Genomic DNA, 22,756 nt, shown 5'->3' on the forward strand with positions numbered 1-22,756 from the left:
TCATTAGCCCCCAAAAGGAATGACATGATGAGTTTTAAAAGCGCTATTATCGGCCTAACACTTCTTTCAGCTTATGCAAGCACTGCACTAGCTGAGGATATTATTCGCCACCCTATTCCCAACTCTGACTTCCCCATACTGCAAGCTGTTGAAGTCCCCTCCGGCAGCACAACGGTTTATCTCAGTGGCACCGTGCCTAGTATTATTAATGAAGATGCCGACCCAAACAGTGTTGAAGCCTTTGGAACCACCGAAGAGCAAACAGTGACGGTTATGAACCGTATTAAAGCGCAGTTAGAAGGTTTGGGATTAGGTGTAGGCGATATCATCAAAATGCAGGCGTTCCTGGTAGCGCCAGAAGGTGAGACCGTCGACTTCCAAGGTTTTATGGCTGGCTATACACAGTTCTTCGGCACTGAAGAACAGCCTAACCTGCCGGTACGTTCTGCTATGGTGGTTGATGCCCTGGTCAATCCTGGTTGGCTGGTCGAGTTAGAAGTTACCGCCGTTAGACCATAATTTAAAGAAGAGAGAAGCAAAACAGCCGGCTCCATAAAAGGCAGTCGGCTGTTTTTTGTAGTGCTACCAGCTCGTTAGCGGCTAAGAGGTTTTATCAAACTCTTGGTGAAAAAATCGAGCAGCCGTTGATAGTGAATATTCTGCCCAGCACTACTGGAGATATGATCCTCACCCTCATAATAATGCACCTCAGGGTGACGGCCATGTCCATACAAACGTTTCTCCAGGCGCTTGGTCATTTCAACCGACCACATGCGATCTTGCATGCCATGGGAAAGAAACAGTGGGCCAGGATAGCGTTCGATCTCAATCGGCGTGGTGGGCAATAAGCCTTCATGGCTACCTTGCCATGTCCAAGCACGCTTACTGACATCCCAGGCTTGCCAGCCTGGGTCACCCGCATCGCGAAAGCCACGTGCATCGAAGGCGCCACAGACGGCATCGGGCGGGCTATGGGCAGCGATAGCGTCAGGCATACCCGCTACGGCATCTTTGGCCATCAGTGAGCCTAGCAATAATGCATGCTCAGCACCGCGTGAAATACCATAAAGCCCTACCTGCTTATCAACAAACTGGAAATCCCTTAAGGCATTAAATGCCTCCACGCTGCGATCCAGTGGGTAATCGATAATATGCCCGGCATTCCATGCATTACCGCCACTTGAGTAGCCATAGGGGAATGCCAAGAAGCCATGGGCGGCGAATAGCATCGCGTCACGATGGCTCCAGCCTGCCCAGGCACCTTCTGAGCCATGCAGGAGCATCACCGCAGGAAAAGGGCCATCACCAGCTGGGCCGTAAGTGACGCCCCAGCCGGGAAGCAAGCGTTGCGCAATATTTAACGACATTTAGGCTTACCGTAGGCTTCCCATACACTCACACGTTACCCCGCATACCATCCACGAATCTCAATACGACATAACGCATCTCAAAGAGATGAATTTTCATCAATAATAGCAAGGAGTCACCTATTCACAAGTTAATCCTAATTTATTCTTATTTTTTAGCAGGCGATTCAGAGTTCTCTTCTGAGCCATTTTTAGGGCTATTTTCAGGGATTTCTTCAGAACTATTCGCGGGGGACGAGCGCTTGCTTTGGACCTCTCCACGGGCAATATCTTCATGGCTGATAACAACGACATCTCTGGGCCACCAATCCGGGTGATTATCGCGGATAAAGGCCATCAGTTTCTCACGCACGTTCATTTCTGCGGTCCAACCCGATAATGGGTCAGAGGCCATTAAATAACAGGCAATCGTTTGGGCCGTGCCGTTTTGTCCAGTGACATAACATAGGAGCTTATGGTGTTCGACGATGCTCTCTTCTTCTTTAGCGTACTCCAGGAATTTTTCGCGTAGCAGTTGAATATCAGCACTAAGGTGGAGTGTGAGCTCTAAGCAGCGGTACATTTTGGCGCTTTTGACTGACAAGTTCTCAAAAGGCTTGGAAACAAAGTAGGTCACCGGCACAATCAACCGCCGCTCATCCCATACCCTTAAGCGAATAAAGGTATAGAAGATACCTTCTACATAACACCACTGCCCCTCAAACATGACCAAGTCGCCAATGCGAATAGGCTTTGCGAAAGATAATTGAAACGAAGAGAGAATATTGCCAAGCACTGCCTGACCAGCAATACCCACCAACACCGCCAATACACTGGCCGAGGCAAGAATGGATAATCCTAACGACTCAAAGAGCTGGATTTGTCCCAGTACATAAACTGATACTGCAATAACCGTAACAAGGATAATGATCCGACGCAGCGCATAAAGCGATGTCAGTAGCCTGCGCTGGTCTTTGGGCTTAGTGTCATCAATTGCACCCACAAGCCGTCGCGTTAAACGCAGCATGATGGTATCCACTAAACGGAGTGCGATGGTGCCAGCCCCCCACGCAAGAACAGCGATCAGCAATACCCGGAACGTGGTAGTAGCCACCGCAGAGAAGGACACCACGTAATCCAATAGCATCTGAGTAATCAGCGAGATAACGATCAGCGCCATGGGTACTTTAATACGGGCAGCGAAAATACTCTGCGCCCCGGAAGGCAGTAGTCTGGCCGTTAACCCGACAAAACCATACACCCCCCACCCCACTAAACCGATAAACAATAGAAAAGCGGGGATAGCTATCCACTCCCACACCATCAGTATCCCAAACGATGACTTGAAGCGGTCAGGAATATACTCTTCCAGCAATGAGGGGCCATACTCTTCATACAGCACAGGAATAGATGAAACGCTCTCTGGCATAATCAGCCAGACAGGATCTTCGCCCTCCACTTGATAGCGGCCAAGGCGAATATCATAGGCTTCACCGCCAGCCTGAAGAGAGGTAATTTCAATATCTCGACGCGGCACTCCCGCCAGCGGATTCTGGCCAGTGGTATCCTCAATCGCAGCATCCTGGCGACCCGAAAGGTTGGAAACATTCAGCCACTCACCACGCTTAAAGATCTCGGCCAGTTGCCTGGCAAGCTCACTACCCTGTTCGGCCTGCTCATCAAGAGATAAATCAGAAAGGTTAAGCAGGTGAGCCGCCGCGGCATAGTCCTCCTCTTCGGTAAGCTCGACAAAACTGCGCACCGATTCCCGTGGCGTTCTACGCTTCACTTCATCAGGGATCTCACCCAGTCCAGCGTTCAGCGTATCGACACTGAACCACTGGCTATCCTCGCTCTCTCCTCCTTGAACTTGTGCCGTGCAGATGCTGGAAAAGGTAACTATTAAAACCAGCGCCAACCACACAGGCCACGAGCTATTTTTTTGCATACCAACCTTAATCGGAAAAAGTGTGCCAATGAATCCATCACCAACCAACGAACAAAGCCGCTAGCACTGTGCAAAGCTAGGCACAGCACATCCATGTCAGTGGTAGAACAAAGTACAGACTACGTTCTTCAATCAAGCAAGAACCTAGCGTTCCAGCAGTGCAACGCTGAGTCTCAACTGCACTGTCTATTCCCTTCTTCCTCTAAGGCGTACTCTCCTTACATAACGTCTTCCTCTTCAAGGAGAAAAAGATGAAAAGGTTAGTATCTGTTACCAGCGCACCACGTCCCCACTGGGTTGGCGATGGCTTTCCGGCCCGCTCGCTATTCTCTTATGGCCCGCGCTCTGAACCGTTAAGCCCCTTTCTGCTGTTGGACTATGCAGGCCCAGCAGACTTTACCCCGACGACACGCCCACGGGGTGTTGGCCAGCACCCGCACCGGGGGTTTGAAACCGTCACGATTGTCTATCAAGGGGAAGTGGCGCACCGGGACTCAACTGGTAAAGGTGGCGTAATTGGCCCAGGTGATGTGCAGTGGATGACAGCAGGCGCGGGCATTTTGCATGAAGAGTTTCACTCACCGGCGTTTACACAAACCGGTGGCACCCTCGAAATGGTTCAGCTGTGGGTAAACTTACCAGCAAAAGACAAAATGGCCAAACCAGGCTATCAGGCGATTTTTAATGCGCAGATCCCTGCTGTGGAGCTGCCTGAGCAAGCTGGTAGCGTGCGCGTTATTGCTGGTGACTATATCGATAACAGCCTAGATGACGATAACTACAAGGGGCCTGCGCACACATTTTCCCCAATGAATGTATGGGATGTGCAGCTAAAAGGCGGCAAGACAACCATGCTAACGCAGCCGGAGGGTTGGACAACTCTAGTGGTTGTACTGAAAGGCACGGTGCAAATCAATGGCGAAGAGGTATTGCGCGAAGCGCAAGTGGCCGAACTGACAAGGGATGGAGAGACATTGACACTTGAAGCCAATAACGACGCAACCCTTCTGCTGCTGAGCGGCGAACCGCTCAATGAGCCAGTGGTAGGTCATGGTCCGTTTGTTATGAATAGCGAACGTGAAATCATTGAGGCGATAGAGGACTTTAACAGTGGCCGCTTTGGCCAAATGCCCAGTTGATATCATCATGTTCGTTACGCTGGCTGCCATCAGGCAGCCAGCCCTGCCTTGTCTTGTCTTGTCTTGTCTTATTTACTCTTATTTACCGGGCTCCCCTTATTTACCAGGTTGCCCTGGGAAGGGAATAAACTCGGCATCGTCCCCTGGCGGAAGCCTAAAGCGGCCATGCTCGAAATCACCTTCGATCCAGTCCTGTTTGGCTGCGGCTAGCTTTTCCCGTGATGAAGCGACGAAGTTCCATGAGATATAGCGAGGCCCGTTTAGTGTTTCGCCACCAAGCAACATTAGCTGCGCACCATTCTCACCGGCGACAACAGTGATAGGGTCTCCAGGGCGAAATACCATCATTCGTCCAGATTCAAACGTTTCCCCTGCGACACTAATGCTTCCCGATGCCACATAGAGGCCACGATCTTCGTGTCCATCTGGTAACGGAAGTTTGGCCCCTGCCATTAATACTGCATCAGCATAAAACATCTCTGAGAACGTTTTCACTGGCGACCGCTCGCCCCAAGCCGTCCCCAGGATCAAGCGCACTTCCTTGCCTTCGCCTTTAAGTATCGGCAGCGCTTCTTTACCATGGTGTTCAAAACTAGCAGGCTTATCTTCATGAGCCTCAGGCAGTGCCACCCACGTCTGAATGCCAAACAGCGAGTGTTTGTTCTGACGCGTGGTTGGGGTGGTTCGCTCTGAGTGAGTCACACCGTTACCAGCCACCATCCAGTTAACAGCCCCTGGATAAATCATCTGATTAGTCCCAAGGCTATCGCGATGCTGAAACTCCCCCTGGTACAGGTAAGTGACCGTGGCTAGCCCAATATGAGGGTGAGGGCGAACATCAATACCGTCTTCTCTTAGAAACTCAGCAGGCCCCATCTGATCGAAAAAGATGAACGGCCCTACCATCTGCCGTTTAGGGGCAGGCAGCGCACGGCGCACTTCAAAACCGCCTAGATCTCGCGCACGCGGAATAATCAGCGTTTCGATATCGTGCAAATTACCTGCGGAAGGACATTTAGGCTCAATATCAGGCATCCAGCTCATAGAGACTTCTCCAGAAGTGAGAGGCAGGAAAGCATGTAACGTTCGTTAAGCGAGCACATCACGCCACTCTGGGTGGCGTGCAAACTGCGCCTTCGCAAATGGACATAACGGCATGACTTTCTTACCCGAGGAGCGTGCATCACCCACCGCTTGAGCAACCAGCGCAACACCAACTTTTTGCCCACGCATGGCATCAGGCACAGCGGTACTATCAATGATAATCATCGAGTCACCCGCTTTTGAATAAGTCATTTCCGCTTCGGCCCCATTGAGCTCGACAACATAGCGCCCCTTGGTATCGCTGGTTTCATGTTCAATGGTAAAGGGGCTTGCAGGTGTATCAGACATCGCCTTCTCCTTCTTGTATTGCACATTACCCAGCCAAGGGCCTATTGCTATAACTTAATAGATATCAGCGAAACATCCATGAGGCGACTAGGCGTACCACACGAGGCATCACCACATAGACCACCAACCCGACCACGCTGGCCGCGACAATACCGTGGCGAATACCCCACGTATTCAGCCAGGGAAGTAGCGCAAAAATCGGCCCCCAAAGAAGCGGAACCACCATGGTGAGAGGCCAGATAACCGAGGTTGTTACGAGCCATTGCTTCCAGCGCACAGGCTGTTTGTTAACGGGTGCATTGGGTGGCGAGAACCAGTAATCGATACCGCTTTGAACCTGGATGACTTCCGCTTCCCGAAAGGCGGGTAAGGCATCATTGATCAACGCTTTTCGCTCGGCAGACTCAAGCCATCTTCCAGCATCGGCATGGGAAGAAAACCTAAGGGCGATCTCATAGTCATTGTGCCCCTCAGCGGGACGAAGAATATGCACGCCAAGATGACCAGGATACTGGCCCGCCACATGAATAATTCTTTTTAACCATACTTCATACTCAGCCCGGGCATCGGGTTTCACGCGATGACATATCTTCAGTGTTATCGCACCTGACTCATCGGGTCGCTCTGCAATATGTTCAGGGCTCATTGTGATATTCCATAACCAATGGACAACTGGTTAATGCCATCCTTGAAAGCAGTGACCAGGAGCTTACCTGCCCCCGGTCATGGACATGGTTTACTTCTTCGCAGAGGCTTGTGTCAGAGTACTGTAGCTATTCATTAAGTTGCGATAGTCGGGGATATGATTAGAGAAGAGCGCCCCTAAGCCTTCGATATCATTTCGCCAGTCACGATGAAGTTCGCAGGCAGCACCAAACCAGGTCATTAACTGGGCACCTGCACCGGACATACGGTCCCAAGCAGAATCACGTGTAAGCTCATTAAAGGTACCCGATGCATCGGTGATGACAAACACATCGAACTCTTCTTCAAGTGCGGAAAGCGCTGGGAAAGCAACGCACACTTCTGTTACCACTCCCGCAATGATCAGCTGTTTCTTGCCAGTCGCCTTAACCGCTTTTACAAAATCTTCGTTATCCCAGGCATTAATTTGTCCGGGGCGTGCGATATAAGGCGCATCTGGGAACATCTCTTTCAATTCGGGCACTAGCGGCCCGTTAGGTCCATCTTCAAAGCTCGTCGTTAGAATGGTTGGTAGGCCAAAATAGTTAGCTAGATCGGCTAGCGCTAAAACATTATTTTTAAAGCGGTCAGGGTCAATATCGCGAACCAAGGACAACAACCCGGTTTGATGATCTACTAAAAGAACAGCGGCATTATCTTTATCGAGACGAACATAGGGCTTAGCCATGACGTACTCCTTTTATCTATTCGGCTGGGTGAGCTTTTGGAAAATGAAGTTCCAACATGCGTTTCCACATGCCTCATAGAGTGTAGTATCTCGACTCCTTGATGATTAGATTCAAAATTAAGACACAGCGTTGCATAGGGAGAACACTCATGGCAGCCCCTAATCTGAATGACCTTTATTATTTTGTGAAGGTAGTCGACCACGGCGGTTTTTCCCCGGCAGGCCGTGCTTTAGGTATTGCCAAATCGAAGTTAAGCAGACGGGTTGGCGAGCTAGAAAATCAGCTTAACGTGCGGCTAATGCACCGCTCGACCCGCCACCTAACGCTCACTGACATTGGCCAACGCTACTACCAGCACTGCAAAGCAATGCTGGTGGAAGCTGAAGCAGCCCAGCAGTTTATTGAAGAAACCAAACAAGTCCCCTGTGGCACCATTCGTATCAGTTGCCCCACTGGGTTGCTGAGCTTTCACGTAAGCGCGATGCTGGCGGATTTTATGGTGCTCTACCCTGATATACAGGTGCATTTGGAAGGCACTAACCGCCGCATTGACCCATTTGTTGAAGGCATTGATATTGCGCTGCGTGCCCGCCCCCTTCCTTTGGAAGATAGCGAACTTGTCCTGAAAGTGCTATCGGATCGCGGACAGTGCTTAGTTGCCAGCCCAGCACTGATCAATCAGTACGGCATGCCATCAGAGCCACACGCCCTTTCCGAGCTGCCTAGCCTGAGCCGAGCAAGGCCTGAAGAAACCCATGTGTGGCATCTACAACGTGGCACTGAAGAACAAAAAATTGAGCATTCACCACGGTTTATAACCACCGATATGACCGCACTCTATCGCGCAGCATTAGCAGGCGTTGGCATCGTTCAATTACCAAGCTTAATGTTGGGGGATGCACTAACGTCAAAAACCCTTATTTCGGTATTACCCGAATGGCAGCCCAGGCGGGAAGTCATTCATGCCGTTTATCCTTCCCGTCGAGGTTTACTACCTTCTGTCAGAGCACTGCTAGACTTTCTTGCCGAGCGCTATGCAGCGATTGGGATTGAACACTAATACACCCATCACCGTTCCATCTCACCCAGTGCATTGAGTTCCTCGTCATATAGCGCGGCCAGCAACAGTTCGCCGTGGCGATTTAGCCGAAATTGACCATAGTGGGCAGGCTCAAAACGTTCGCCGTGGCCCTCCTGGAAGAAAAATGCATCGGTGGCGAAGCGTACCTGACCATGGCGCAGGCGATAGCGTAAGCGGCGTTCATCATTAGCTAAAGATCGACCGTCATCCAAGCGCTGAAAATGCGCGATACGCTGTTCATCCAAGCGAACAATCACACTGCCATCTGCTGCCTTTAGTGGCTCGTCATCCTCCGCGTGCCGGTTGAGTGCACGCTGCATACGTATACGGTCGGCCAGCGCAAAATTTAGCACCATATAGTCGCCCTGCATTAATGAGCGTGGATCAACAGGCGCAAGCGCCAGATAAATAATCTCACCTTCGGCTAAGTGGCGCTCTTTTTGCCAAATTGACCAATTGACCACCGCCAGCACCAGTAATGCGGTTGCAATGACTATCCAGCGGTTTCGCTTGGTATTATTGCTCATTGGAATCTCCTTTCACTGCTGGAGTGAGCGGTGTTAGCCACCGCCGCAGCGCCCAACGCAGCGCCAACAGGCCCGCACCAACCACAAACAGTAGTAGCGCCTTTACCAACAGCGTGACATCCAACCAGTAGTAATAACTGCTAATGGCGATCAGTAGCAGCAAAATACCGCATCCCATTAGCCTACGATGGCTAATAGCAAACCCAAGCAACAACACAGTCACCCCAAGGCATAGCCCCGGCACATACACCGACACTAGAGCCAAGACAGCAACCGCTCCATAAATAGCGAGCCGCTCCCCTATGGCAGGCTGAACATACTGCTGACGAAACACTTTTTGGATAACGCACAATAGCGCTAGTGCCGCCAGCCCAGCGCTCACCCAACCAACTAGCCAAGCAGCAAACCATTCAGTGGGAGATTGATCACTAAACCACCAGGAGGAGCCGCCTGAATGAGCAAGCCCCTGTAACACTAGCAAACCCACTAGCAGGCCAGAGCACCACGCCTGGACCAAGCTTACACGACTTAACCAGCGAAATTCATTTAGCCAAAGTAGCGTAAATATCAACAGCACCAAGCCACTGGCTACTTGCTCAAGCCCATTGTTTGCCAATGCCATATAGAGTGCCAAACTTGCCGCAAAAGTAGAGAAACTACGGTGAACTTGGCTGGGCATAATCAATGCCAATACACACTGCAAACCAAGCAATGCCCACCATAGATAAGCGGAGCTCGCTAATATTTCTACCATTCCCCAAGCCACTAGCAACTGCCCCGCCATGCTAAACACTAGTGCCATATGTTCAAGCACATCACTTTGTGCTGTGCGCAGCAGTGCAAACGCACCCCCTATCAAGATGCCACCAACAACAAACGAAGCCACTGGGCTTTCCGCGATAAACACCATGCCCATGGCGATGAACCCAAGCAAAAATAGCGCCGCCAGCCAGCCAAAAAACGCCTGAAGTATCCGTACAAACCAGGGTGATTCCAGCGGCACAGGAGATAGTGACTCATTGACCACAACACCTGCTTGGGCGAGCTGCTGTTTGAGCGCATCAATGGAGCGGTTCATGGTGCCACCTCGGCATTTAAGCGCTTCAACCAGGCCACTGCTAACGCCCCCATCCCAAAGACGGCGCCCGCCAACAGTAGTAAGCTTTCGGCATGCCAGCTTCCCCAAAACACATGGCGTACAAGCAGTAATGTCACCACCGTAATTACCGAGACACAGCCGCCTGCCAACATAAATAGCTCAAGCCGCCAATGGCGGTAAACGCCATACAACGCAGCCAACCACACTGGATATGCCACCATAATTGGCGCAAACACATAGCTCTCCCCAGTCACCCACTCCATCATCAGCAGCGTCATTGGCACCCCGCCCCCTAGAGCTAGCAAACAAATAGCCCAGCGCCCTGGCCAATCTCGCTGTTGCGCCCCCCACTCCCACACCACCTGCGCAGTAATATTGATACACACAATGCCCCACAAGACAGCATCACTGGCAGTAAACATAGTGCCCAATATGCCGCCACCCCAGGTACTGGCATAAAGCCATACCGCCAAGTTTAAAAGCCCAAGCCACGCCACCCACAGTACATCAAAGCGCGCTACCCATACCCAGGGCAACACAAGCACTGCCCATAGAAAAAACAGCTGCCACGGATCTGCACCGGTTTGATACACCTGCCCAAACAGCGCCAGCAGCACCCCCACCAACAGAAACGCCGCCGTTAATGCCACTCGAACAAGCATCGTGCTAGCCCGCCCCCACAACACGATACCCACCGCCATCAATAACGCCGCTTGCACTAAACCAAAGCGAGATAAACGGCCCATCTCCGCCCAGTTATAGGCCACAAAAAACAGCACTCCGAAGGCAAGCGCCAAGCCCCCCAGCCATAGCAATAATCGGTCAATCAACAGCGCCCAGGCACGGGGCCCTGGATGTAGCCCGACAACCTCTGTAGCCAACGCCACTTGCTCAGGGGGGATCGCGCCCCGCTCAATTAACGATACGAGGTCACGCCGCTTAGTGGTCATGGAAGCTCCTTTTTTGTGATGGCATTAAATTATTGTCGGTTAGCAACCGGAACTCAAAACACAGCGGTGCTGTACTTAACTCATCGCGCGATCTTTCCCGCGCCCGTGACACATTTGTGAACTTTGCGCGATACACTCTTTAACTCTTGGTGACTCTCCTGTGATGGTGTGCAGTGAAGATAAGTTTCAAGCCTGCCAGTTTGGCAGGCATAAAGCTTGAGGAGACACCATATGAACAAGTTCATGACAATCGTAGCTATCGGCCTATTCAGCCTGATGGCAAGCGCCAGCCACGCGGATGAAATGATGCCCAAAGATGGCATGATGGAAGACGACATGCATGAGGCGATGGAAAGTAAGCCAATGGAGCATGGCGATATGGAGATGGATGAGATGCCCGACGCGATGGAAGGTGACATGGAAGGTGATATGGAGATGGACAGCGATATGGAGATGGAAGAGGAGATGGAAAGTGGGGGCATGTAAGCCTCAGGCAAACAAATTCATTTTGGGCGTTTAAAAGCCAGGCACCTATGACACGCAACGTACTGATCGTAGAAGATAACCCAGGTATCGGTGAGCTCGTGCGTATACACGTGGCTGAACTTGGCATGAACCCCATTCTTTGTGCGCGGGGGGATACTGGACTTGAGCGTTTTCGTGAAGGGGGTATCGATCTGGTGATTCTTGACCTGATGCTACCCGGCCTGGATGGACTATCGGTGTGCCGCGAAATTCGCTCAGGCCCAGGTTATGTTCCAGTATTGATGCTAACGGCTAAAAGCACGGAGTTGGATCGGGTGTTGGGTCTGGAAATGGGTGCAGATGATTACCTCACCAAACCATTTAGCGTGGCGGAATTGTCCGCCAGGGTGAAGGCCTTGTTCCGACGCGTGGATGCCATGGCGTCCACGCCAATCGAGAAAACCAGCGATGATGAGCTGATCGCCGATGGGCTGCGTATTGACCCACTGCGCCGACGGGTGTTTATAAAGGAGCAAACAGTCGAGCTCACCGCGCGGGAATTTGACCTACTTTGGCACTTTGCCAGCCATCCAGGGCGGGTATTCAGTCGTGTTCAATTGCTCGACACCGTATGGGGCTACAGCCACGAAGGTTACGAGCATACCGTCAATACCCACATTAACCGCCTGCGGGGGAAAATCGAAACAGACCCGGCTCGACCGGAGTTCATCCAGACCGTCTGGGGGGTGGGCTATCGCTTCCGCGAATAAGTTATGCTGAAAACACTCTACACCCGGCTGGCCCTCGGCCTATTTTTGCTATTGCTGGTCGTCGGCCTGCTCTATACCTTTATCAGCCTCTATGCGCTGCGCGAATACAGCGCTTCCGTTAACCAGGCGTTGCACCAGGATCTGGCTCAGAACCTAGTGTCTGATAGAAACCTGGTTAGTGGCGGGCAGCTTGACCGGAGCGCTCTGGAAGAGTTGTTCGCCCTCTACATGGCCATTAACCCCAGCATCGAGATCTACCTACTGGCTTTGGATGGCACTATTCTCTCCTACTCAGCGGACCCAGCGAAGATCAAACGCAACCAGGTCTCGCTGCCCCCCATACGCAGGCTGATGGATGACATGAGCCTGTATCCAATACTGGGGGATGATCCGCGTAGCCATGACCGGCAGAAAGTATTTTCCGTTACCCCAGTGCCCACCGCAGATAACCCAGAAGGCTACCTCTACGTCGTGTTACGAGGCGAGGAGTACGACGCCGCAGAAACCATGGCCCGTGGCGGCAAAGTGCTGCAGATGAGCGCGTGGGCACTGCTCGTCAGTTTGGCAGTGGCCATGATCGCAGGGCTGACTATTTTCCGCCTGTTAACTCGCCGGCTGAGATCACTCACGCACCTAGTGGCAGAGTTCGAGAACAGCGATATGAACCAAGGCACACCCGGTGCTTGGTGTAGCAAAAGGTGGCGCGACAAGCGACCCACTGTACGTGATGAGATCGACTACTTAGGCGCCACCTTTGATGATATGGCGTGCCGAATTGCTTCTCAAATCGAGCAGTTAACGGAAAAAGATGCCCAGCGCCGTCACTTGATTGCTCAGGTATCTCATGACCTTCGCACGCCACTGGCATCCATGCAGGGCTATATCGAAAGTTTGAAATTAAGGCGTGACCGGCTCAGCCCACAAGAGCAGGATCGCTTTCTCGATATTGCCCTAAAAGAAGGCCGTCGCTTAAGCCGCCTGGTGGACGAGCTCTTCGAGCTTGCCGCACTCGAGGCAAAGGAAAAACAGCCGGCGCCAGAACCCTTCCCGCTCGCCGAACTGGTACACGATGTGGTTCAGAAACACGGCCAGACAGCTCGGGATAACCAACTGGAACTCACGTTGAGCGGAGACCCAGCGCTGCCAACCGCTTATGCAGACTTGGCTATGACCGAACGTGTGCTGGATAACTTGATCAGCAATGCCATTGCCTATAGCCCCTCTGGCGGCCGCATTGACGTTATTGTTGGCCAAACGGACGGCGAACCGGAGGTTTGCGTGCGAGACAGCGGCCCAGGCATTGCGGAGCAAGACCTACCGCATATCTTTGAGCCTTTCTATCGCGGTGAAACCTCTGACGGATCCGGCCATGCCGGGCTAGGGCTGGCGATTGCACGCCGAATAATGACACTTCAGGGCGGTGATATCTGTGTGGAAAACCTTACCACTGGGGGAGCATCCTTCTGTATACGCTTACCGACGTACGTTCCTGTCCCACCCAACGTTATAAATACGTAATAACCTGGGGAGCTAGCTGTGATAAACCTCACTCATACTGGTCACAGTAGTTACAGCTCACATTATCCATAGGCTTTTCCCTAGTGGAGGCATCACATGTTGATAAAAATTGCCAAACCGAGTGACTTACACGAATCCGATGTAACGCCAGAATCAATCTATCTCTCTCGGCGACGCTTTATGGGCGGCATGGTTGGCTTAGGTGCGGGACTCGCCCTCTCCGGGAATGTAAATGCCAATGAAGACTACTCTGATGTGCCAGAAGGCAACGCGCCGACCTGGCTAAAGGAAAAAATTAGTGAGACGGAGTGGCGAGCCATCACTCCCAGCGACCCCGAAAAAGATACGCTAACCCCCTTTGATGACGCCAGTGGCTACAACAATTTCTTCGAGTTTGGCTCCGACAAACGCGATCCCGCCCGCCATGCAGGCAGCCTGCAAACCGAGCCATGGAGCGTGGTGGTCGATGGCGAAGTCAATAACGGCGGGCGATTTGCCTTAGAGGACTTCGCCAAGCCTTCGCAGTTCGAAGAACGTATTTACCGCCTGCGCTGTGTAGAGGCATGGTCGATGGTGATTCCCTGGCTGGGCATTCCTCTGGCCGACATCATCAAACGCGCTGATCCCACTAGTAAAGCTAAATACGTGCGCTTTGAGACCCTGGTGGATCCAGAGCAAATGCGCGGACAGCGCTCCTCGTTCTCAATCATTGATTGGCCCTATGTGGAAGGCCTGCGCTTAGATGAAGCCATGCACCCGCTGACGATATTGGCCATGGGCATGTATGGCCGCGAGCTACCCAATCAAAATGGCGCCCCCCTGCGGCTAGTCGTACCCTGGAAGTACGGCTTTAAGAGCATCAAATCGATTGTGCGTATCTCGCTGGTGGAAGAGCAGCCGCTTAACTCTTGGCAGCAAATCGCCGCCAATGAGTACGGCTTCTATGCCAACGTTAACCCCGAAGTTGACCACCCCCGCTGGAGCCAAGCCACCGAGCGGCGGCTCCCCAACAGCCTCTTTCGCACCAATACCATCGATACCCTCATGTTTAACGGCTACGCCAACGAAGTCGCCGACATGTATGCGGGGTTGGATTTGAGGACAAACTACTAATGGCAGCGCAGCGGGTATGGCTACTTTGGCGCGTGGGCGTGTTTCTGGCCGCGCTAACGCCACTACTGTTCTGGAGCGGGCAGGTGGCGATTAACGCCGCAGGGCCAGAGCCAGGGCGCTACCTGCTGCTTAACATCGGCATTGGCGCGCTATGGATGCTGCTGCTCACCCTAAGCCTTACACCACTCACAAAACTCACCCGCTGGAAAGGTTTTGCACTAATCCGGCGCCAGCTGGGCCTGTGGACACTCGCCTACGCCACCCTGCATATGCTCTGCTATGCGCTGTTTATCCTGGGGCTTAACTGGGCACTACTGGGTAGCGAGATCATTAAACGGCCCTACATTATTGTCGGCATGATAGCGCTGATTGGCCTTGCGGTGCTGGGGGCTACCTCTAACCGCTGGGCAATGAAGCGCCTAGGCAAACGCTGGAAACCACTACACAAGTTTTCCTACGTTATTTTGGGCCTGGTACTGCTGCACTTCTTCTGGGTAGTGCGCGCTGATATGCGCGAGTGGGCAATATATGCCGCTATTGCTGCGCTTATCATGGCCACCCGACTTCCACCGGTAGCCCGCACACTGCCTAAACTGCGCCATCGATTGAGTCGTACTTAGGGCTTGTAAGAGGTATCAAGCGACGAAACCTAGCCAAGTATGCAGCGCAGATGATTACGATAGGCGGCTTTGTCGCGCGCTACATCTGGCGCCTTCATTACGTCGTTGGCAATAAAGGTCGGCAACGCTTCTAAGCCGATAAATTCCTGAGACTTATGAAACGGGAAGTAGACACCATCCACGCCGCGCCCTTCGAAGAAGTTGTCCGGTTCATCGAACGCTTCCAAAGGCGCGTTCCATGTCAGCGATAGCATATAGCGACGGCCCTGTAGCAGGCCACCACTGCCATACTGCTTGGTCGGATCTTGGCGGCTGCGGCCATCGCTGGCGTAGAGCGAACCGTGGCCTTCTGTGAACACCTCATCAATGTAACGTTTAACGATCCAGGGTGCGCCCATCCACCAGCCGGGCATCTGATACACAATAGTGTCCGCCCATAGGTAGTTCTGCACCTCGGTATCAAGATCGTACCCTTGATCAATCACCGTCTCGCGCACCTCGTAGCCCATTTCCTGCAAAGTACTCACCGCCACGCCGTGTAGCGTATTATTGAGTTCACCGCCAGAGTGGGCAAACTCTTTACCGCCGTTAATCAGCAGAATTTTCATTAATCAAACCTCTCACAATAGCTAGCACGCTCATACCAAAAAGCGTTGGCATGGCATTAAGTGAAGGGCATTGTGGATTCAATGAATGCGGAAAAACAGCGACGTTTCATCAAGACACCTTTGATTTAAAATCAACAATACTAGACGGCTATCACTGCCGCGCTGACCACCTTGTAGAGAACATTTTATGAGAAGCACACCATGAAAAGCACTCTTGAAGAACAGCAGGCCTTTGTGACGGTGGTCGATAGCGGCTCAATCACCAGCGCAGCCGAACGGCTAGGCATTACGGTTTCTGGGGTTAGCCGTGCGCTCAACCGCCTGGAGCAAAAACTTGGCGCCACTCTGCTGCGCCGCACGACCCGTCGCTTGGAGCTTACCGAGGAGGGAGAGACGTTTCTTGGCCACTGCCGCCGTATTTTAGCGGCCGTGGATGAAGCCGAAGAGGCAATGCTGGATCGCCACAATCAGCCCCAAGGTCGGTTACGAATCAACGCCGCACCCAGCTTTATGCAGTTTGTGATTGTACCGGTGATTGGCGAGTTTCGCGCCCGCTACCCTGGCATTACCCTCGAACTCGACACCCACGACCGTTTTATCGATCTGCTGGAACAGCGGGTTGATTTGGCCATCCGCATTGGCAAGCTTGAAGATTCATCGCTACACGCCCGTCTCCTTGGCTACAGCCCGCTGCGCCTTCTAGCCAGCCCCGCCTACCTTGATCGCCATGGTACGCCGCAAAGCGTCGATGACCTTCAAGATCACAGCTTGCTAGGTTTCAGCCAACTCGATCATCTCAACCGTTGGCCACTGTGTCGCGCCGATGGTCAACCCCTGCACATCACCCCAACACTGGCTGCTTCCAGCGGCAGTACGCTGATCGAGTTAGCCGTTGCGGGAGAAGGCATCGTTTGCCTGGCCGACTTTATGACCATTCTTCCTCGCCAGAGAGGCACGCTAATTGACGTATTACCCGGCCATATCGAACTACAAACCCAAGCGGTGAACGCCGTGTACTACCGCCAAACCACGCTTTCACAGCGCACCCGGCTGTTTATGGAGTTTTTAGTAGAACGGCTGCCGGGGAAGTATTTGCAGGGGTGAAGGGCAAGCTAATCAACGCCATTGCTTGCCAGAAAAGCACTAGCGCCAACGGTAAACATCTCTACCTTCTTTGGGTTTCCATACAACGCCCATTTCCACTTTGTTCGCCTTTTACCGACGCCACGATCCTTCCGGCATATCAATGTCACGCTGCGCCTCGTCGAGTGCCTGACGCAAACCCTCCTGATCGTACGGTAGGCAATAAGCTGGCTTGGCGCGCTCAAAACGCCAGCCTTCCGCCAGCGGCCCGGCATCAACAACATCGAAGCCAAACTCGCGCACCAAGCTTGCAACGATTTCCTTGGCCGCGTCATCGTCCCCCGCGATAGGCAAGGCGCGCCGTATTCCCGAAGGTAGCGTTTGCCCGCCTTTCTCCAGATCAGTGGCCAGGATTGCGTTAAATGCCTTCACGAGACGGGAATCTGTCAAATGCTGCTCCAGCAGTTCACTCGTCGTCGCCCGGCGCTCATCCAGATTAGGAATCGCTCCATCACGATCTGGATAGTAGTTATTGGCGTCCAACACGATCTTATCGCGTAGCGGCTCAATCGGAAGCGTGGCGTATTGATGAAAGGGAATGGCGATCAGGATAATGTCGCCGAAGCCGATGGCCTCATGCACGGTACCGATCTGGACGCCAATTTTCGCCGGGATGCCGCTGAGTGTCTGCGGCCCCCGCGAGTTACTGATCATGACATCATAGCCTGCCGCAATCGCTAGGCGTGCAAACGCTTGTCCGATTAAACCTGCACCAATAATTCCGATCTGCATGTTTTGCTCCCGATAGTTTTAAGACAAGCAGCACTTTATTCTGCTACCCAAAAGTGATAAACATCACTTAAGTGACTTAACTATCTACTGAGAGCTGATAATGCTGGATCGGTTAACGAGCATGGCTATTTTTGTGAGGGTTGCCGATCTTGGCTCTTTCACGGCCGCCGCCGCAGAATTCGGCCTATCGACGCAGATGGTTTCCAAACACATCATGGCTCTGGAGCAGCAGCTTGGGTCGCGGCTATTGCACCGAACCACGCGTAAACAGAGCCTGACCGAGATCGGGCATCTCTATCACGAAAGATGTCAGGTTATCCTTGCAGAAGTCGAGGCGGCCGAAGCGCTGACGGAACAGGCCCGGGCTGTTCCACGGGGCCGCCTCAGAATCAACGCGCCCGTCACATTTGGCAGTCAAAGCCTGGTGCCTCTTGTCACCCGCTACCTTCGTAAGTACCCTGAGGTGGAGGTCGACCTCACCTTGTCGGATCGTCTGGTCGATCCTATCGAGGAAGGTTACGAAGCCGTCATTCGCCTCGGGCCAATCAACGACAGCACTACATTGGTGGCACGTCCGCTTGCTCCTTATCGGCTCATCGCCTGTGCTTCACCTGCCTATCTAGCTGAACACGGTAAGCCTGAGACACCGGCAGATCTGTTGGTGCATGAGTGCCTGGGCTTTGCCTATTGGTTCGGCACTTTGGGCAGAAATTGGCGTTTCAGTCGCGACAGCTGCATATATGACGCCCCTGTGAACGGGCGGCTACAAATCAATGACTGGAAAGGGCTGCTTCACGCAGCACTGGAGGGGTTCGGCATTACATTGGGCTACGAAGCTGCATTAACGGAGGCGTTATCCGCCGGGCGGCTGGTGCGCATCTTGCCAGACTATGAGGGGCCTTCGAGACCCATGCACCTGCTCTACGCCGCCGATCAACGCATGACACCGAAGCTACGCTATTTCATAGACGACGTTGTGGCCACGTTCGCTTAGTTGGCTATTGAGGGAACAGCTGCTTCAATCTGTACCACTTTCACTGAGAGCGGGTACATGGCGAGGAGGCTTAATCAAGCTTTCTGCTGGAATGCCGAACATCTCATGGAGCTTCCACACCATGGCCAGAGTCAATTTGCGCTTCCCATTAAGTATTTCGTAGACACGGTTGCGTTTACCGATAGCAGGTTCCAAATCCTTAGCGGTAAGGCCCTCCTGATCCATCCGGAACTTGATAGCTTCAATTGGATCAGGCAGGTCTACAGGGAATTGATGAGCTTCGTAGTGCTCAATCAACGTCAGCAAAATATCGAAGCGATCGCTGTCCTCGCTGCCAAGCTCTGGCTCGTTATCGAAGTAGGCTGATACGTCACGCAATGCAGCTTTGTAGTCAGCCTCTGTGCGAATCGGGCGAATGTTCATAAAATCACTCCATTTCAACGGTTTCGGCGTCTATCTTGTCGTACTCAGCGTGGGTACCGATGAACTTGATATAAACCGCGCCATGCCGATAAACAACGCTTACGATAAGCCGGTAGTCGTTGCCTTTAATGTCAAATACGATGCGCTTGTTTCCCAATATGCTGGCTCTTGGGTATCTCGCCTTGATGTCATGAGCACTCTCCCACTGGGCATGCTTTACTTCATCGATCCAGGCCTCCAGCGAACCTTTAGCGCCAGGATGCTTTTCCCAGAAGTCCCTTAGATTTCTAATCGCTATAACTCTCATGCCGTCTCCTTACGGCTCATTTTGTCCCAAATTGGGACTAACTTCAAATCTTACTTACGCAACTGAAGCCATTCTAGCGGGTGAGCTATCAAGAGGCTTGTACAAAAATGAGCAAATACTGTTTAACCCACTACCCACTCATTAAAAGCCTGCTTCTCGGTATCGGCTCCCTTGTGGGCATAGTAGACCAGCCGCAGGTGGCGCTCTTCATCAACGGTGAGCGTGGTATGTTCAAACGCGACAGCGCCGATCCCATCCAGATAAAGATGACGCACTCCCTGGCAAGGCGCGTTGACCTCCTGGGTTTTCCACAACTGCTTAAACTCAGGCGAGACCTTGGTTAACTCGTCGACCAGCTCATCAATGGTGGGGTCTTGCGCCGCTCGGGCAAAGTCGCGCCGAAAGCTGGATAGCATTTGGCTGACCTGCGTTTCCCAGGGTGACAAGCGCTGACGCATGGCAGGGTCGGTAAATAACAACCACAGCATATTGCGGCGCTCTGGTGCATGGTCAGAAAAGTTGAACAGCTTATCGGCCGCGCTATTCCACGCCAGCACATCCCAGCGCAAGTTCAGGATATACGCAGGTCGCGTAGGCAGGTCGTCCATCAATGTTTGAACCAGCGGCGGCACGCTGCACCAGGTTTTACCTAGCTCAGAGGGTAAGCGCTGATGAGTAAGCAAGAATAGATGTCGGCGCTCAGCCGTATCCAGCTTGAGCGCTTTGGATAGATTGTCCAGAAAAGTGGCCGATACGCTGATATTACGGCCCTGCTCCAACCAGGTATACCAAGTCAGCCCCACGCCTGCTAAAGCGGCGACTTCTTCACGCCTTAACCCCGGCGTACGCCGCCGACGGCCACGGGGAAGTCCCACCTCTTCCGGGGTAATTTTCTCGCGGTGTTTGCGTAGGAACTCAGCCAAGTCTTCCCGTGTTCGAGTAAGTATCCGGGCAGCGGTCATCTTATTACCTTTAATAACTGATCATTTTTAACAACTTATCATTTTTACTAACTTAGAAATTTTAATAACTTATCACTTTTAGTAATAGCATAAACAGTTAAATTGTACCCCTCTTAAAGCCTCTCCAGAATAGCCCTTCGCTGGCAAAAAACAGCGCTGGCGGATTCTTTCCTCATGCTTATGCCTGGAGCACGTTATGGCTGACCAATCTCGTTTATCGGTATATCTAGTGGCACTGGGTGCTTTTGCACTTGGGATGGCCTCTTATGTTACTGCGGGGCTTATTCCTCTAATACAAAGCTCGTTTACTGTCTCTGCCGCCACCGCAGCTCAGTTAGTCACCGCATTCACACTCGCCTATGGCTTAGGCTCGCCTATCGTCGTGGCACTACTGCCCGGTCATCGACAACGTATTGGGTTACTTGTGGCATTGGTTATTTTTATTCTCGCCAACATCGCCAGCGCGCTGGCCACCAGCTTTGTATCACTTGCTGTATGGCGAGCTATCGCTGGCATTGGCGCGGGAGTTTATCTCGCGATGGGAATTGCAGCCTCTGCTGCGATTACACCCGAAGTAAATCGAGGTAAAGCCATTGCTATTATTATGGGCGGCATGGCGAGTGGCACTGTATTGGGTGTGCCGATCAGTCTATTGCTGGCGGAACGTTTTGGCTGGGAGTCGGCGATGTGGCTTATTTCAATATTAGGGTTAATTGCCTATATAGGACTACATGCCAAATTACCTGCGCTGCCATCTATACCGTCCCTTCCGCTGTCCCGCAAACTGGCTATTTTGAAAGCCCCCCATGCCATGGGCGTTCTAGCCGTTTCCTTGTTCGGCGCTATTGCCAGCTTGGGCATGTATACCTTTATCGCTCCTTTTATGGCAGCTACTGAGTCAGGTTCCGTTCAATCCATAGCAGGGTATTTGTGGGTTTGGGGGATTGGAGGTGTCGTGGGCAGCTTTTTGATTGGCCCTCTCGTAGACAAATTTAACGGCCTCGTGATTACCTTGGCGATTATGCTACTGCTCTCTATGGCACTTATCTCACTGCCCTTTTCAGCATCGGCTCACCCACTACTGACATTACTGCCTATTGCGCTTTGGGGAGCCGTCGGCTGGGCGTTGCAAGTACCGCAAAATAATGAGCTTGTGCGCACTCGCCTGGCTCATGGCGATGGTAACTTGGCAGTCGCGCTTAACGAATCAGCACTCTATTTAGGCAGTGCCATTGGTGCGGCGAGCGGGGGAATTATGCTTGCTCTCAATCTTCCCGTTGCGTCATTAGCGTTTGGCGCGGGGTTTGTCGCCGTGGTAGGTGCGGCAACGCAGCTAATTATCGTGGCTCGCCATAAGCGTTAATTCTAACAACGCAGAGATGGGCGAGTGGCTTGTGGCATATTAATCTTCTGGCACATAGATCATTCGTCCATCGTCCATGCGGTAGGTTACACCTGCGCGCGCGCCCTGCCCCTGGCCAACTTCCCCGCTGGATTCGTAGCGTGTCAGTTCCTGGCCCTCTTTGATGGTGATACGCATATCCGCTTCGCCGGGATTTTCGATCACCACCACCCGCTCCTGAGAGAATGGGTTGAGCGGGTTCTGGGCGATCACGATCATCAAAACGCCAATAATCACTAAAAAAAGATCGATCAAATTGACGACGGAGAGCATGGGGTCGTTATCTTCCTCATCCAGAAAGCGCATCAGAATTGCCCTCCGGTTGTTCGCGCTGGCGCTCCAGCAAGCGGAGATCCTGTAGTAACCAGCGCCGCCGCACCGTCAGAATAAAAAAGCAGATGCTGGCGGCCAATAGCGCCAGGATAACCGCCGAGAAAGCAGCCACCATATTAGCTCCCACCGCCGCCGCATCGTTCTCACCCAACGCCAGCAGAGCTGGCCCCATGGGGATCATGGTCGCGATTAATCCCAGCATGGGAGCGGTACGCGACACAATACGCAGCCACTCCAACCGGTGCATGATCCACAGCTCCAGGTCATCGCTTGCCAGGAGTGAAGCGCCTCCTTGCTGGGCGTAATAAAAGAGCGCTCGTGGCCGAGTGCTCCAGCGGCGTTGCAGGGACTCAACGACAAAGGCTCCCAACATTATCAGTGCATAAACCAGCGCCGCCATAATCAGCAGCCAAACAGGCCATAAGAAGACGCGCGAAGCGTCGTAGAGCAGGGTTTCCATCTCATTCAATACGGGCATTTCACTCTCTCGCTGGGTACGTTCAATCTTCGT

At 52.6% G+C, this 22,756-nt stretch carries 27 protein-coding genes; 11 read left to right on the forward strand and 16 right to left on the reverse strand.

The features are described 5' to 3' along the window. Positions 1-27 precede the first annotated feature (27 nt). On the forward strand, positions 28-519 hold the full coding sequence (locus CPA45_RS12370) for a RidA family protein (RefSeq protein WP_208858507.1): 492 nt from the start codon (positions 28-30) through the stop codon (positions 517-519). A gap of 74 nt (positions 520-593) precedes the next feature. Here the strand turns inward: CPA45_RS12370 and CPA45_RS12375 are convergent, their stop codons facing one another. Both CPA45_RS12375 and CPA45_RS12380 read right to left on the reverse strand, forming a co-directional pair. Next, entirely contained in the window at positions 594-1,367 is a 774-nt protein-coding gene (locus tag CPA45_RS12375; RefSeq protein WP_096651852.1) for an alpha/beta hydrolase family protein, read from the reverse strand. A gap of 148 nt (positions 1,368-1,515) precedes the next feature. Further along, positions 1,516-3,294, reverse strand: coding sequence for a mechanosensitive ion channel family protein (locus CPA45_RS12380; protein ID WP_096651853.1), 1,779 nt, complete (start codon positions 3,292-3,294; stop codon positions 1,516-1,518). Positions 3,295-3,545: 251 nt separating this feature from the next. Between CPA45_RS12380 and CPA45_RS12385 the strand changes: the two genes are divergently transcribed. Beyond that, positions 3,546-4,433: a pirin family protein gene (locus CPA45_RS12385; RefSeq protein WP_096651854.1), complete on the forward strand. Its 888-nt coding sequence runs from the start codon at positions 3,546-3,548 to the stop codon at positions 4,431-4,433. A gap of 96 nt (positions 4,434-4,529) precedes the next feature. Here CPA45_RS12385 and CPA45_RS12390 read toward each other — a convergent pair whose 3' ends face one another. From CPA45_RS12390 to ycaC, 4 genes are all read right to left on the reverse strand, one after another. Then, positions 4,530-5,477 carry a pirin family protein gene (locus tag CPA45_RS12390; RefSeq protein ID WP_096651855.1) on the reverse strand — a complete coding sequence of 316 codons (948 nt, stop codon included), beginning with the start codon at positions 5,475-5,477 and terminating at the stop codon, positions 4,530-4,532. A gap of 45 nt (positions 5,478-5,522) precedes the next feature. Beyond that, positions 5,523-5,825, reverse strand: coding sequence for a GNAT family N-acetyltransferase (locus CPA45_RS12395; protein WP_096651856.1), 303 nt, complete (start codon positions 5,823-5,825; stop codon positions 5,523-5,525). Between the two features lie 64 nt (positions 5,826-5,889). Next, positions 5,890-6,471 (reverse strand): antibiotic biosynthesis monooxygenase, encoded by a 582-nt coding sequence (locus CPA45_RS12400; protein WP_096651857.1) that lies wholly within the window; start codon positions 6,469-6,471, stop codon positions 5,890-5,892. A gap of 90 nt (positions 6,472-6,561) precedes the next feature. Further along, positions 6,562-7,197, reverse strand: coding sequence for an isochorismate family cysteine hydrolase YcaC (gene ycaC, locus CPA45_RS12405; protein WP_096651858.1), 636 nt, complete (start codon positions 7,195-7,197; stop codon positions 6,562-6,564). A gap of 149 nt (positions 7,198-7,346) precedes the next feature. On the opposite strand from ycaC, the gene CPA45_RS12410 reads away from it, so the two are divergent. Next, on the forward strand, positions 7,347-8,258 hold the full coding sequence (locus tag CPA45_RS12410) for a LysR family transcriptional regulator (protein ID WP_096651859.1): 912 nt from the start codon (positions 7,347-7,349) through the stop codon (positions 8,256-8,258). Positions 8,259-8,266: 8 nt separating this feature from the next. Here CPA45_RS12410 and CPA45_RS12415 read toward each other — a convergent pair whose 3' ends face one another. Genes CPA45_RS12415 through CPA45_RS12425 form a run of 3 tightly spaced genes read right to left on the reverse strand, consistent with a single transcriptional unit; the run spans position 8,267 to position 10,855 of the window. Beyond that, complete coding sequence (locus CPA45_RS12415) at positions 8,267-8,806, reverse strand: GDYXXLXY domain-containing protein (protein WP_096651860.1); 540 nt, start codon at positions 8,804-8,806, stop codon at positions 8,267-8,269. Beyond that, entirely contained in the window at positions 8,796-9,884 is a 1,089-nt protein-coding gene (locus CPA45_RS12420; RefSeq protein WP_096651861.1) for a DUF4401 domain-containing protein, read from the reverse strand. Before CPA45_RS12420 ends, CPA45_RS12415 begins: the two co-directional genes overlap by 11 nt. Further along, positions 9,881-10,855, reverse strand: coding sequence for a DUF2157 domain-containing protein (locus CPA45_RS12425; RefSeq protein ID WP_096651862.1), 975 nt, complete (start codon positions 10,853-10,855; stop codon positions 9,881-9,883). Before CPA45_RS12425 ends, CPA45_RS12420 begins: the two co-directional genes overlap by 4 nt. Before the next feature lie 231 nt (positions 10,856-11,086). On the opposite strand from CPA45_RS12425, the gene CPA45_RS12430 reads away from it, so the two are divergent. From CPA45_RS12430 to msrQ, 5 genes are all read left to right on the forward strand, one after another. Next, positions 11,087-11,341, forward strand: a complete 255-nt coding sequence (locus CPA45_RS12430; RefSeq protein WP_096651863.1) for a hypothetical protein — start codon at positions 11,087-11,089, stop codon at positions 11,339-11,341. A gap of 47 nt (positions 11,342-11,388) precedes the next feature. Next, entirely contained in the window at positions 11,389-12,090 is a 702-nt protein-coding gene (locus tag CPA45_RS12435; protein ID WP_096651864.1) for a response regulator transcription factor, read from the forward strand. Positions 12,091-12,093: 3 nt separating this feature from the next. Further along, on the forward strand, positions 12,094-13,608 hold the full coding sequence (locus CPA45_RS12440) for a sensor histidine kinase (RefSeq protein WP_096651865.1): 1,515 nt from the start codon (positions 12,094-12,096) through the stop codon (positions 13,606-13,608). Between the two features lie 96 nt (positions 13,609-13,704). After that, on the forward strand, positions 13,705-14,721 hold the full coding sequence (gene msrP / locus CPA45_RS12445) for a protein-methionine-sulfoxide reductase catalytic subunit MsrP (RefSeq protein ID WP_096651866.1): 1,017 nt from the start codon (positions 13,705-13,707) through the stop codon (positions 14,719-14,721). Next, positions 14,721-15,341 carry a protein-methionine-sulfoxide reductase heme-binding subunit MsrQ gene (gene msrQ, locus CPA45_RS12450; protein ID WP_096651867.1) on the forward strand — a complete coding sequence of 207 codons (621 nt, stop codon included), beginning with the start codon at positions 14,721-14,723 and terminating at the stop codon, positions 15,339-15,341. Before msrP ends, msrQ begins: the two co-directional genes overlap by 1 nt. Before the next feature lie 29 nt (positions 15,342-15,370). Here the strand turns inward: msrQ and CPA45_RS12455 are convergent, their stop codons facing one another. Then, positions 15,371-15,949, reverse strand: a complete 579-nt coding sequence (locus CPA45_RS12455) for an NAD(P)H-dependent oxidoreductase (RefSeq protein ID WP_096651868.1) — start codon at positions 15,947-15,949, stop codon at positions 15,371-15,373. A 201-nt stretch (positions 15,950-16,150) separates the two neighbouring features. On the opposite strand from CPA45_RS12455, the gene CPA45_RS12460 reads away from it, so the two are divergent. Beyond that, positions 16,151-17,053, forward strand: coding sequence for a LysR substrate-binding domain-containing protein (locus CPA45_RS12460; protein ID WP_096651869.1), 903 nt, complete (start codon positions 16,151-16,153; stop codon positions 17,051-17,053). Between the two features lie 111 nt (positions 17,054-17,164). Here the strand turns inward: CPA45_RS12460 and CPA45_RS12465 are convergent, their stop codons facing one another. Beyond that, positions 17,165-17,824, reverse strand: coding sequence for an NADPH-dependent F420 reductase (locus CPA45_RS12465; protein ID WP_096651870.1), 660 nt, complete (start codon positions 17,822-17,824; stop codon positions 17,165-17,167). 100 nt (positions 17,825-17,924) lie between these two features. Between CPA45_RS12465 and CPA45_RS12470 the strand changes: the two genes are divergently transcribed. Beyond that, a complete protein-coding gene (locus CPA45_RS12470; RefSeq protein WP_096651871.1) occupies positions 17,925-18,818 on the forward strand; it encodes a LysR family transcriptional regulator in 894 nt (297 codons plus the stop codon). Positions 18,819-18,842: 24 nt separating this feature from the next. Here CPA45_RS12470 and CPA45_RS12475 read toward each other — a convergent pair whose 3' ends face one another. The 3 genes from CPA45_RS12475 to CPA45_RS12485 all read right to left on the reverse strand — a co-directional run bounded on the left by CPA45_RS12475 (position 18,843) and on the right by CPA45_RS12485 (position 20,510). Further along, on the reverse strand, positions 18,843-19,241 hold the full coding sequence (locus CPA45_RS12475) for a helix-turn-helix domain-containing protein (protein WP_096651872.1): 399 nt from the start codon (positions 19,239-19,241) through the stop codon (positions 18,843-18,845). Between the two features lie 4 nt (positions 19,242-19,245). Continuing rightward, positions 19,246-19,548, reverse strand: a complete 303-nt coding sequence (locus tag CPA45_RS12480) for a type II toxin-antitoxin system HigB family toxin (RefSeq protein WP_096651873.1) — start codon at positions 19,546-19,548, stop codon at positions 19,246-19,248. Between the two features lie 122 nt (positions 19,549-19,670). Next, positions 19,671-20,510 carry a helix-turn-helix transcriptional regulator gene (locus tag CPA45_RS12485; protein ID WP_096651874.1) on the reverse strand — a complete coding sequence of 280 codons (840 nt, stop codon included), beginning with the start codon at positions 20,508-20,510 and terminating at the stop codon, positions 19,671-19,673. Positions 20,511-20,706: 196 nt separating this feature from the next. On the opposite strand from CPA45_RS12485, the gene CPA45_RS12490 reads away from it, so the two are divergent. After that, positions 20,707-21,873, forward strand: coding sequence for an MFS transporter (locus tag CPA45_RS12490; RefSeq protein WP_096651875.1), 1,167 nt, complete (start codon positions 20,707-20,709; stop codon positions 21,871-21,873). A 39-nt stretch (positions 21,874-21,912) separates the two neighbouring features. Here CPA45_RS12490 and CPA45_RS12495 read toward each other — a convergent pair whose 3' ends face one another. Further along, entirely contained in the window at positions 21,913-22,218 is a 306-nt protein-coding gene (locus tag CPA45_RS12495; RefSeq protein WP_096651876.1) for a DUF2149 domain-containing protein, read from the reverse strand. Continuing rightward, a complete protein-coding gene (locus tag CPA45_RS12500; protein ID WP_096651877.1) occupies positions 22,202-22,723 on the reverse strand; it encodes a MotA/TolQ/ExbB proton channel family protein in 522 nt (173 codons plus the stop codon). Before CPA45_RS12500 ends, CPA45_RS12495 begins: the two co-directional genes overlap by 17 nt. Positions 22,724-22,756 lie beyond the last annotated feature (33 nt).

The organism is Vreelandella nigrificans, assembly GCF_002374315.1.
Lineage (GTDB): Bacteria > Pseudomonadota > Gammaproteobacteria > Pseudomonadales > Halomonadaceae > Vreelandella > Vreelandella nigrificans.

Excerpts from the sequence above, each read along its gene's own strand:
- CPA45_RS12370 (WP_208858507.1), top strand. The coding sequence starts at position 28 with ATGAGTTTTAAAAGCGCTATTATCGGCCTAACACTTCTTTCAGCTTAT.
- CPA45_RS12375 (WP_096651852.1), bottom strand. The coding sequence starts at position 1,367 with ATGTCGTTAAATATTGCGCAACGCTTGCTTCCCGGCTGGGGCGTCACT.
- CPA45_RS12380 (WP_096651853.1), bottom strand. The coding sequence starts at position 3,294 with ATGCAAAAAAATAGCTCGTGGCCTGTGTGGTTGGCGCTGGTTTTAATA.
- CPA45_RS12385 (WP_096651854.1), top strand. The coding sequence starts at position 3,546 with ATGAAAAGGTTAGTATCTGTTACCAGCGCACCACGTCCCCACTGGGTT.
- CPA45_RS12390 (WP_096651855.1), bottom strand. The coding sequence starts at position 5,477 with ATGAGCTGGATGCCTGATATTGAGCCTAAATGTCCTTCCGCAGGTAAT.
- CPA45_RS12395 (WP_096651856.1), bottom strand. The coding sequence starts at position 5,825 with ATGTCTGATACACCTGCAAGCCCCTTTACCATTGAACATGAAACCAGC.
- CPA45_RS12400 (WP_096651857.1), bottom strand. The coding sequence starts at position 6,471 with ATGAGCCCTGAACATATTGCAGAGCGACCCGATGAGTCAGGTGCGATA.
- ycaC (WP_096651858.1), bottom strand. The coding sequence starts at position 7,197 with ATGGCTAAGCCCTATGTTCGTCTCGATAAAGATAATGCCGCTGTTCTT.
- CPA45_RS12410 (WP_096651859.1), top strand. The coding sequence starts at position 7,347 with ATGGCAGCCCCTAATCTGAATGACCTTTATTATTTTGTGAAGGTAGTC.
- CPA45_RS12415 (WP_096651860.1), bottom strand. The coding sequence starts at position 8,806 with ATGAGCAATAATACCAAGCGAAACCGCTGGATAGTCATTGCAACCGCA.
- CPA45_RS12420 (WP_096651861.1), bottom strand. The coding sequence starts at position 9,884 with ATGAACCGCTCCATTGATGCGCTCAAACAGCAGCTCGCCCAAGCAGGT.
- CPA45_RS12425 (WP_096651862.1), bottom strand. The coding sequence starts at position 10,855 with ATGACCACTAAGCGGCGTGACCTCGTATCGTTAATTGAGCGGGGCGCG.
- CPA45_RS12430 (WP_096651863.1), top strand. The coding sequence starts at position 11,087 with ATGAACAAGTTCATGACAATCGTAGCTATCGGCCTATTCAGCCTGATG.
- CPA45_RS12435 (WP_096651864.1), top strand. The coding sequence starts at position 11,389 with ATGACACGCAACGTACTGATCGTAGAAGATAACCCAGGTATCGGTGAG.
- CPA45_RS12440 (WP_096651865.1), top strand. The coding sequence starts at position 12,094 with ATGCTGAAAACACTCTACACCCGGCTGGCCCTCGGCCTATTTTTGCTA.
- msrP (WP_096651866.1), top strand. The coding sequence starts at position 13,705 with ATGTTGATAAAAATTGCCAAACCGAGTGACTTACACGAATCCGATGTA.
- msrQ (WP_096651867.1), top strand. The coding sequence starts at position 14,721 with ATGGCAGCGCAGCGGGTATGGCTACTTTGGCGCGTGGGCGTGTTTCTG.
- CPA45_RS12455 (WP_096651868.1), bottom strand. The coding sequence starts at position 15,949 with ATGAAAATTCTGCTGATTAACGGCGGTAAAGAGTTTGCCCACTCTGGC.
- CPA45_RS12460 (WP_096651869.1), top strand. The coding sequence starts at position 16,151 with ATGAAAAGCACTCTTGAAGAACAGCAGGCCTTTGTGACGGTGGTCGAT.
- CPA45_RS12465 (WP_096651870.1), bottom strand. The coding sequence starts at position 17,824 with ATGCAGATCGGAATTATTGGTGCAGGTTTAATCGGACAAGCGTTTGCA.
- CPA45_RS12470 (WP_096651871.1), top strand. The coding sequence starts at position 17,925 with ATGCTGGATCGGTTAACGAGCATGGCTATTTTTGTGAGGGTTGCCGAT.
- CPA45_RS12475 (WP_096651872.1), bottom strand. The coding sequence starts at position 19,241 with ATGAACATTCGCCCGATTCGCACAGAGGCTGACTACAAAGCTGCATTG.
- CPA45_RS12480 (WP_096651873.1), bottom strand. The coding sequence starts at position 19,548 with ATGAGAGTTATAGCGATTAGAAATCTAAGGGACTTCTGGGAAAAGCAT.
- CPA45_RS12485 (WP_096651874.1), bottom strand. The coding sequence starts at position 20,510 with ATGACCGCTGCCCGGATACTTACTCGAACACGGGAAGACTTGGCTGAG.
- CPA45_RS12490 (WP_096651875.1), top strand. The coding sequence starts at position 20,707 with ATGGCTGACCAATCTCGTTTATCGGTATATCTAGTGGCACTGGGTGCT.
- CPA45_RS12495 (WP_096651876.1), bottom strand. The coding sequence starts at position 22,218 with ATGCGCTTTCTGGATGAGGAAGATAACGACCCCATGCTCTCCGTCGTC.
- CPA45_RS12500 (WP_096651877.1), bottom strand. The coding sequence starts at position 22,723 with ATGCCCGTATTGAATGAGATGGAAACCCTGCTCTACGACGCTTCGCGC.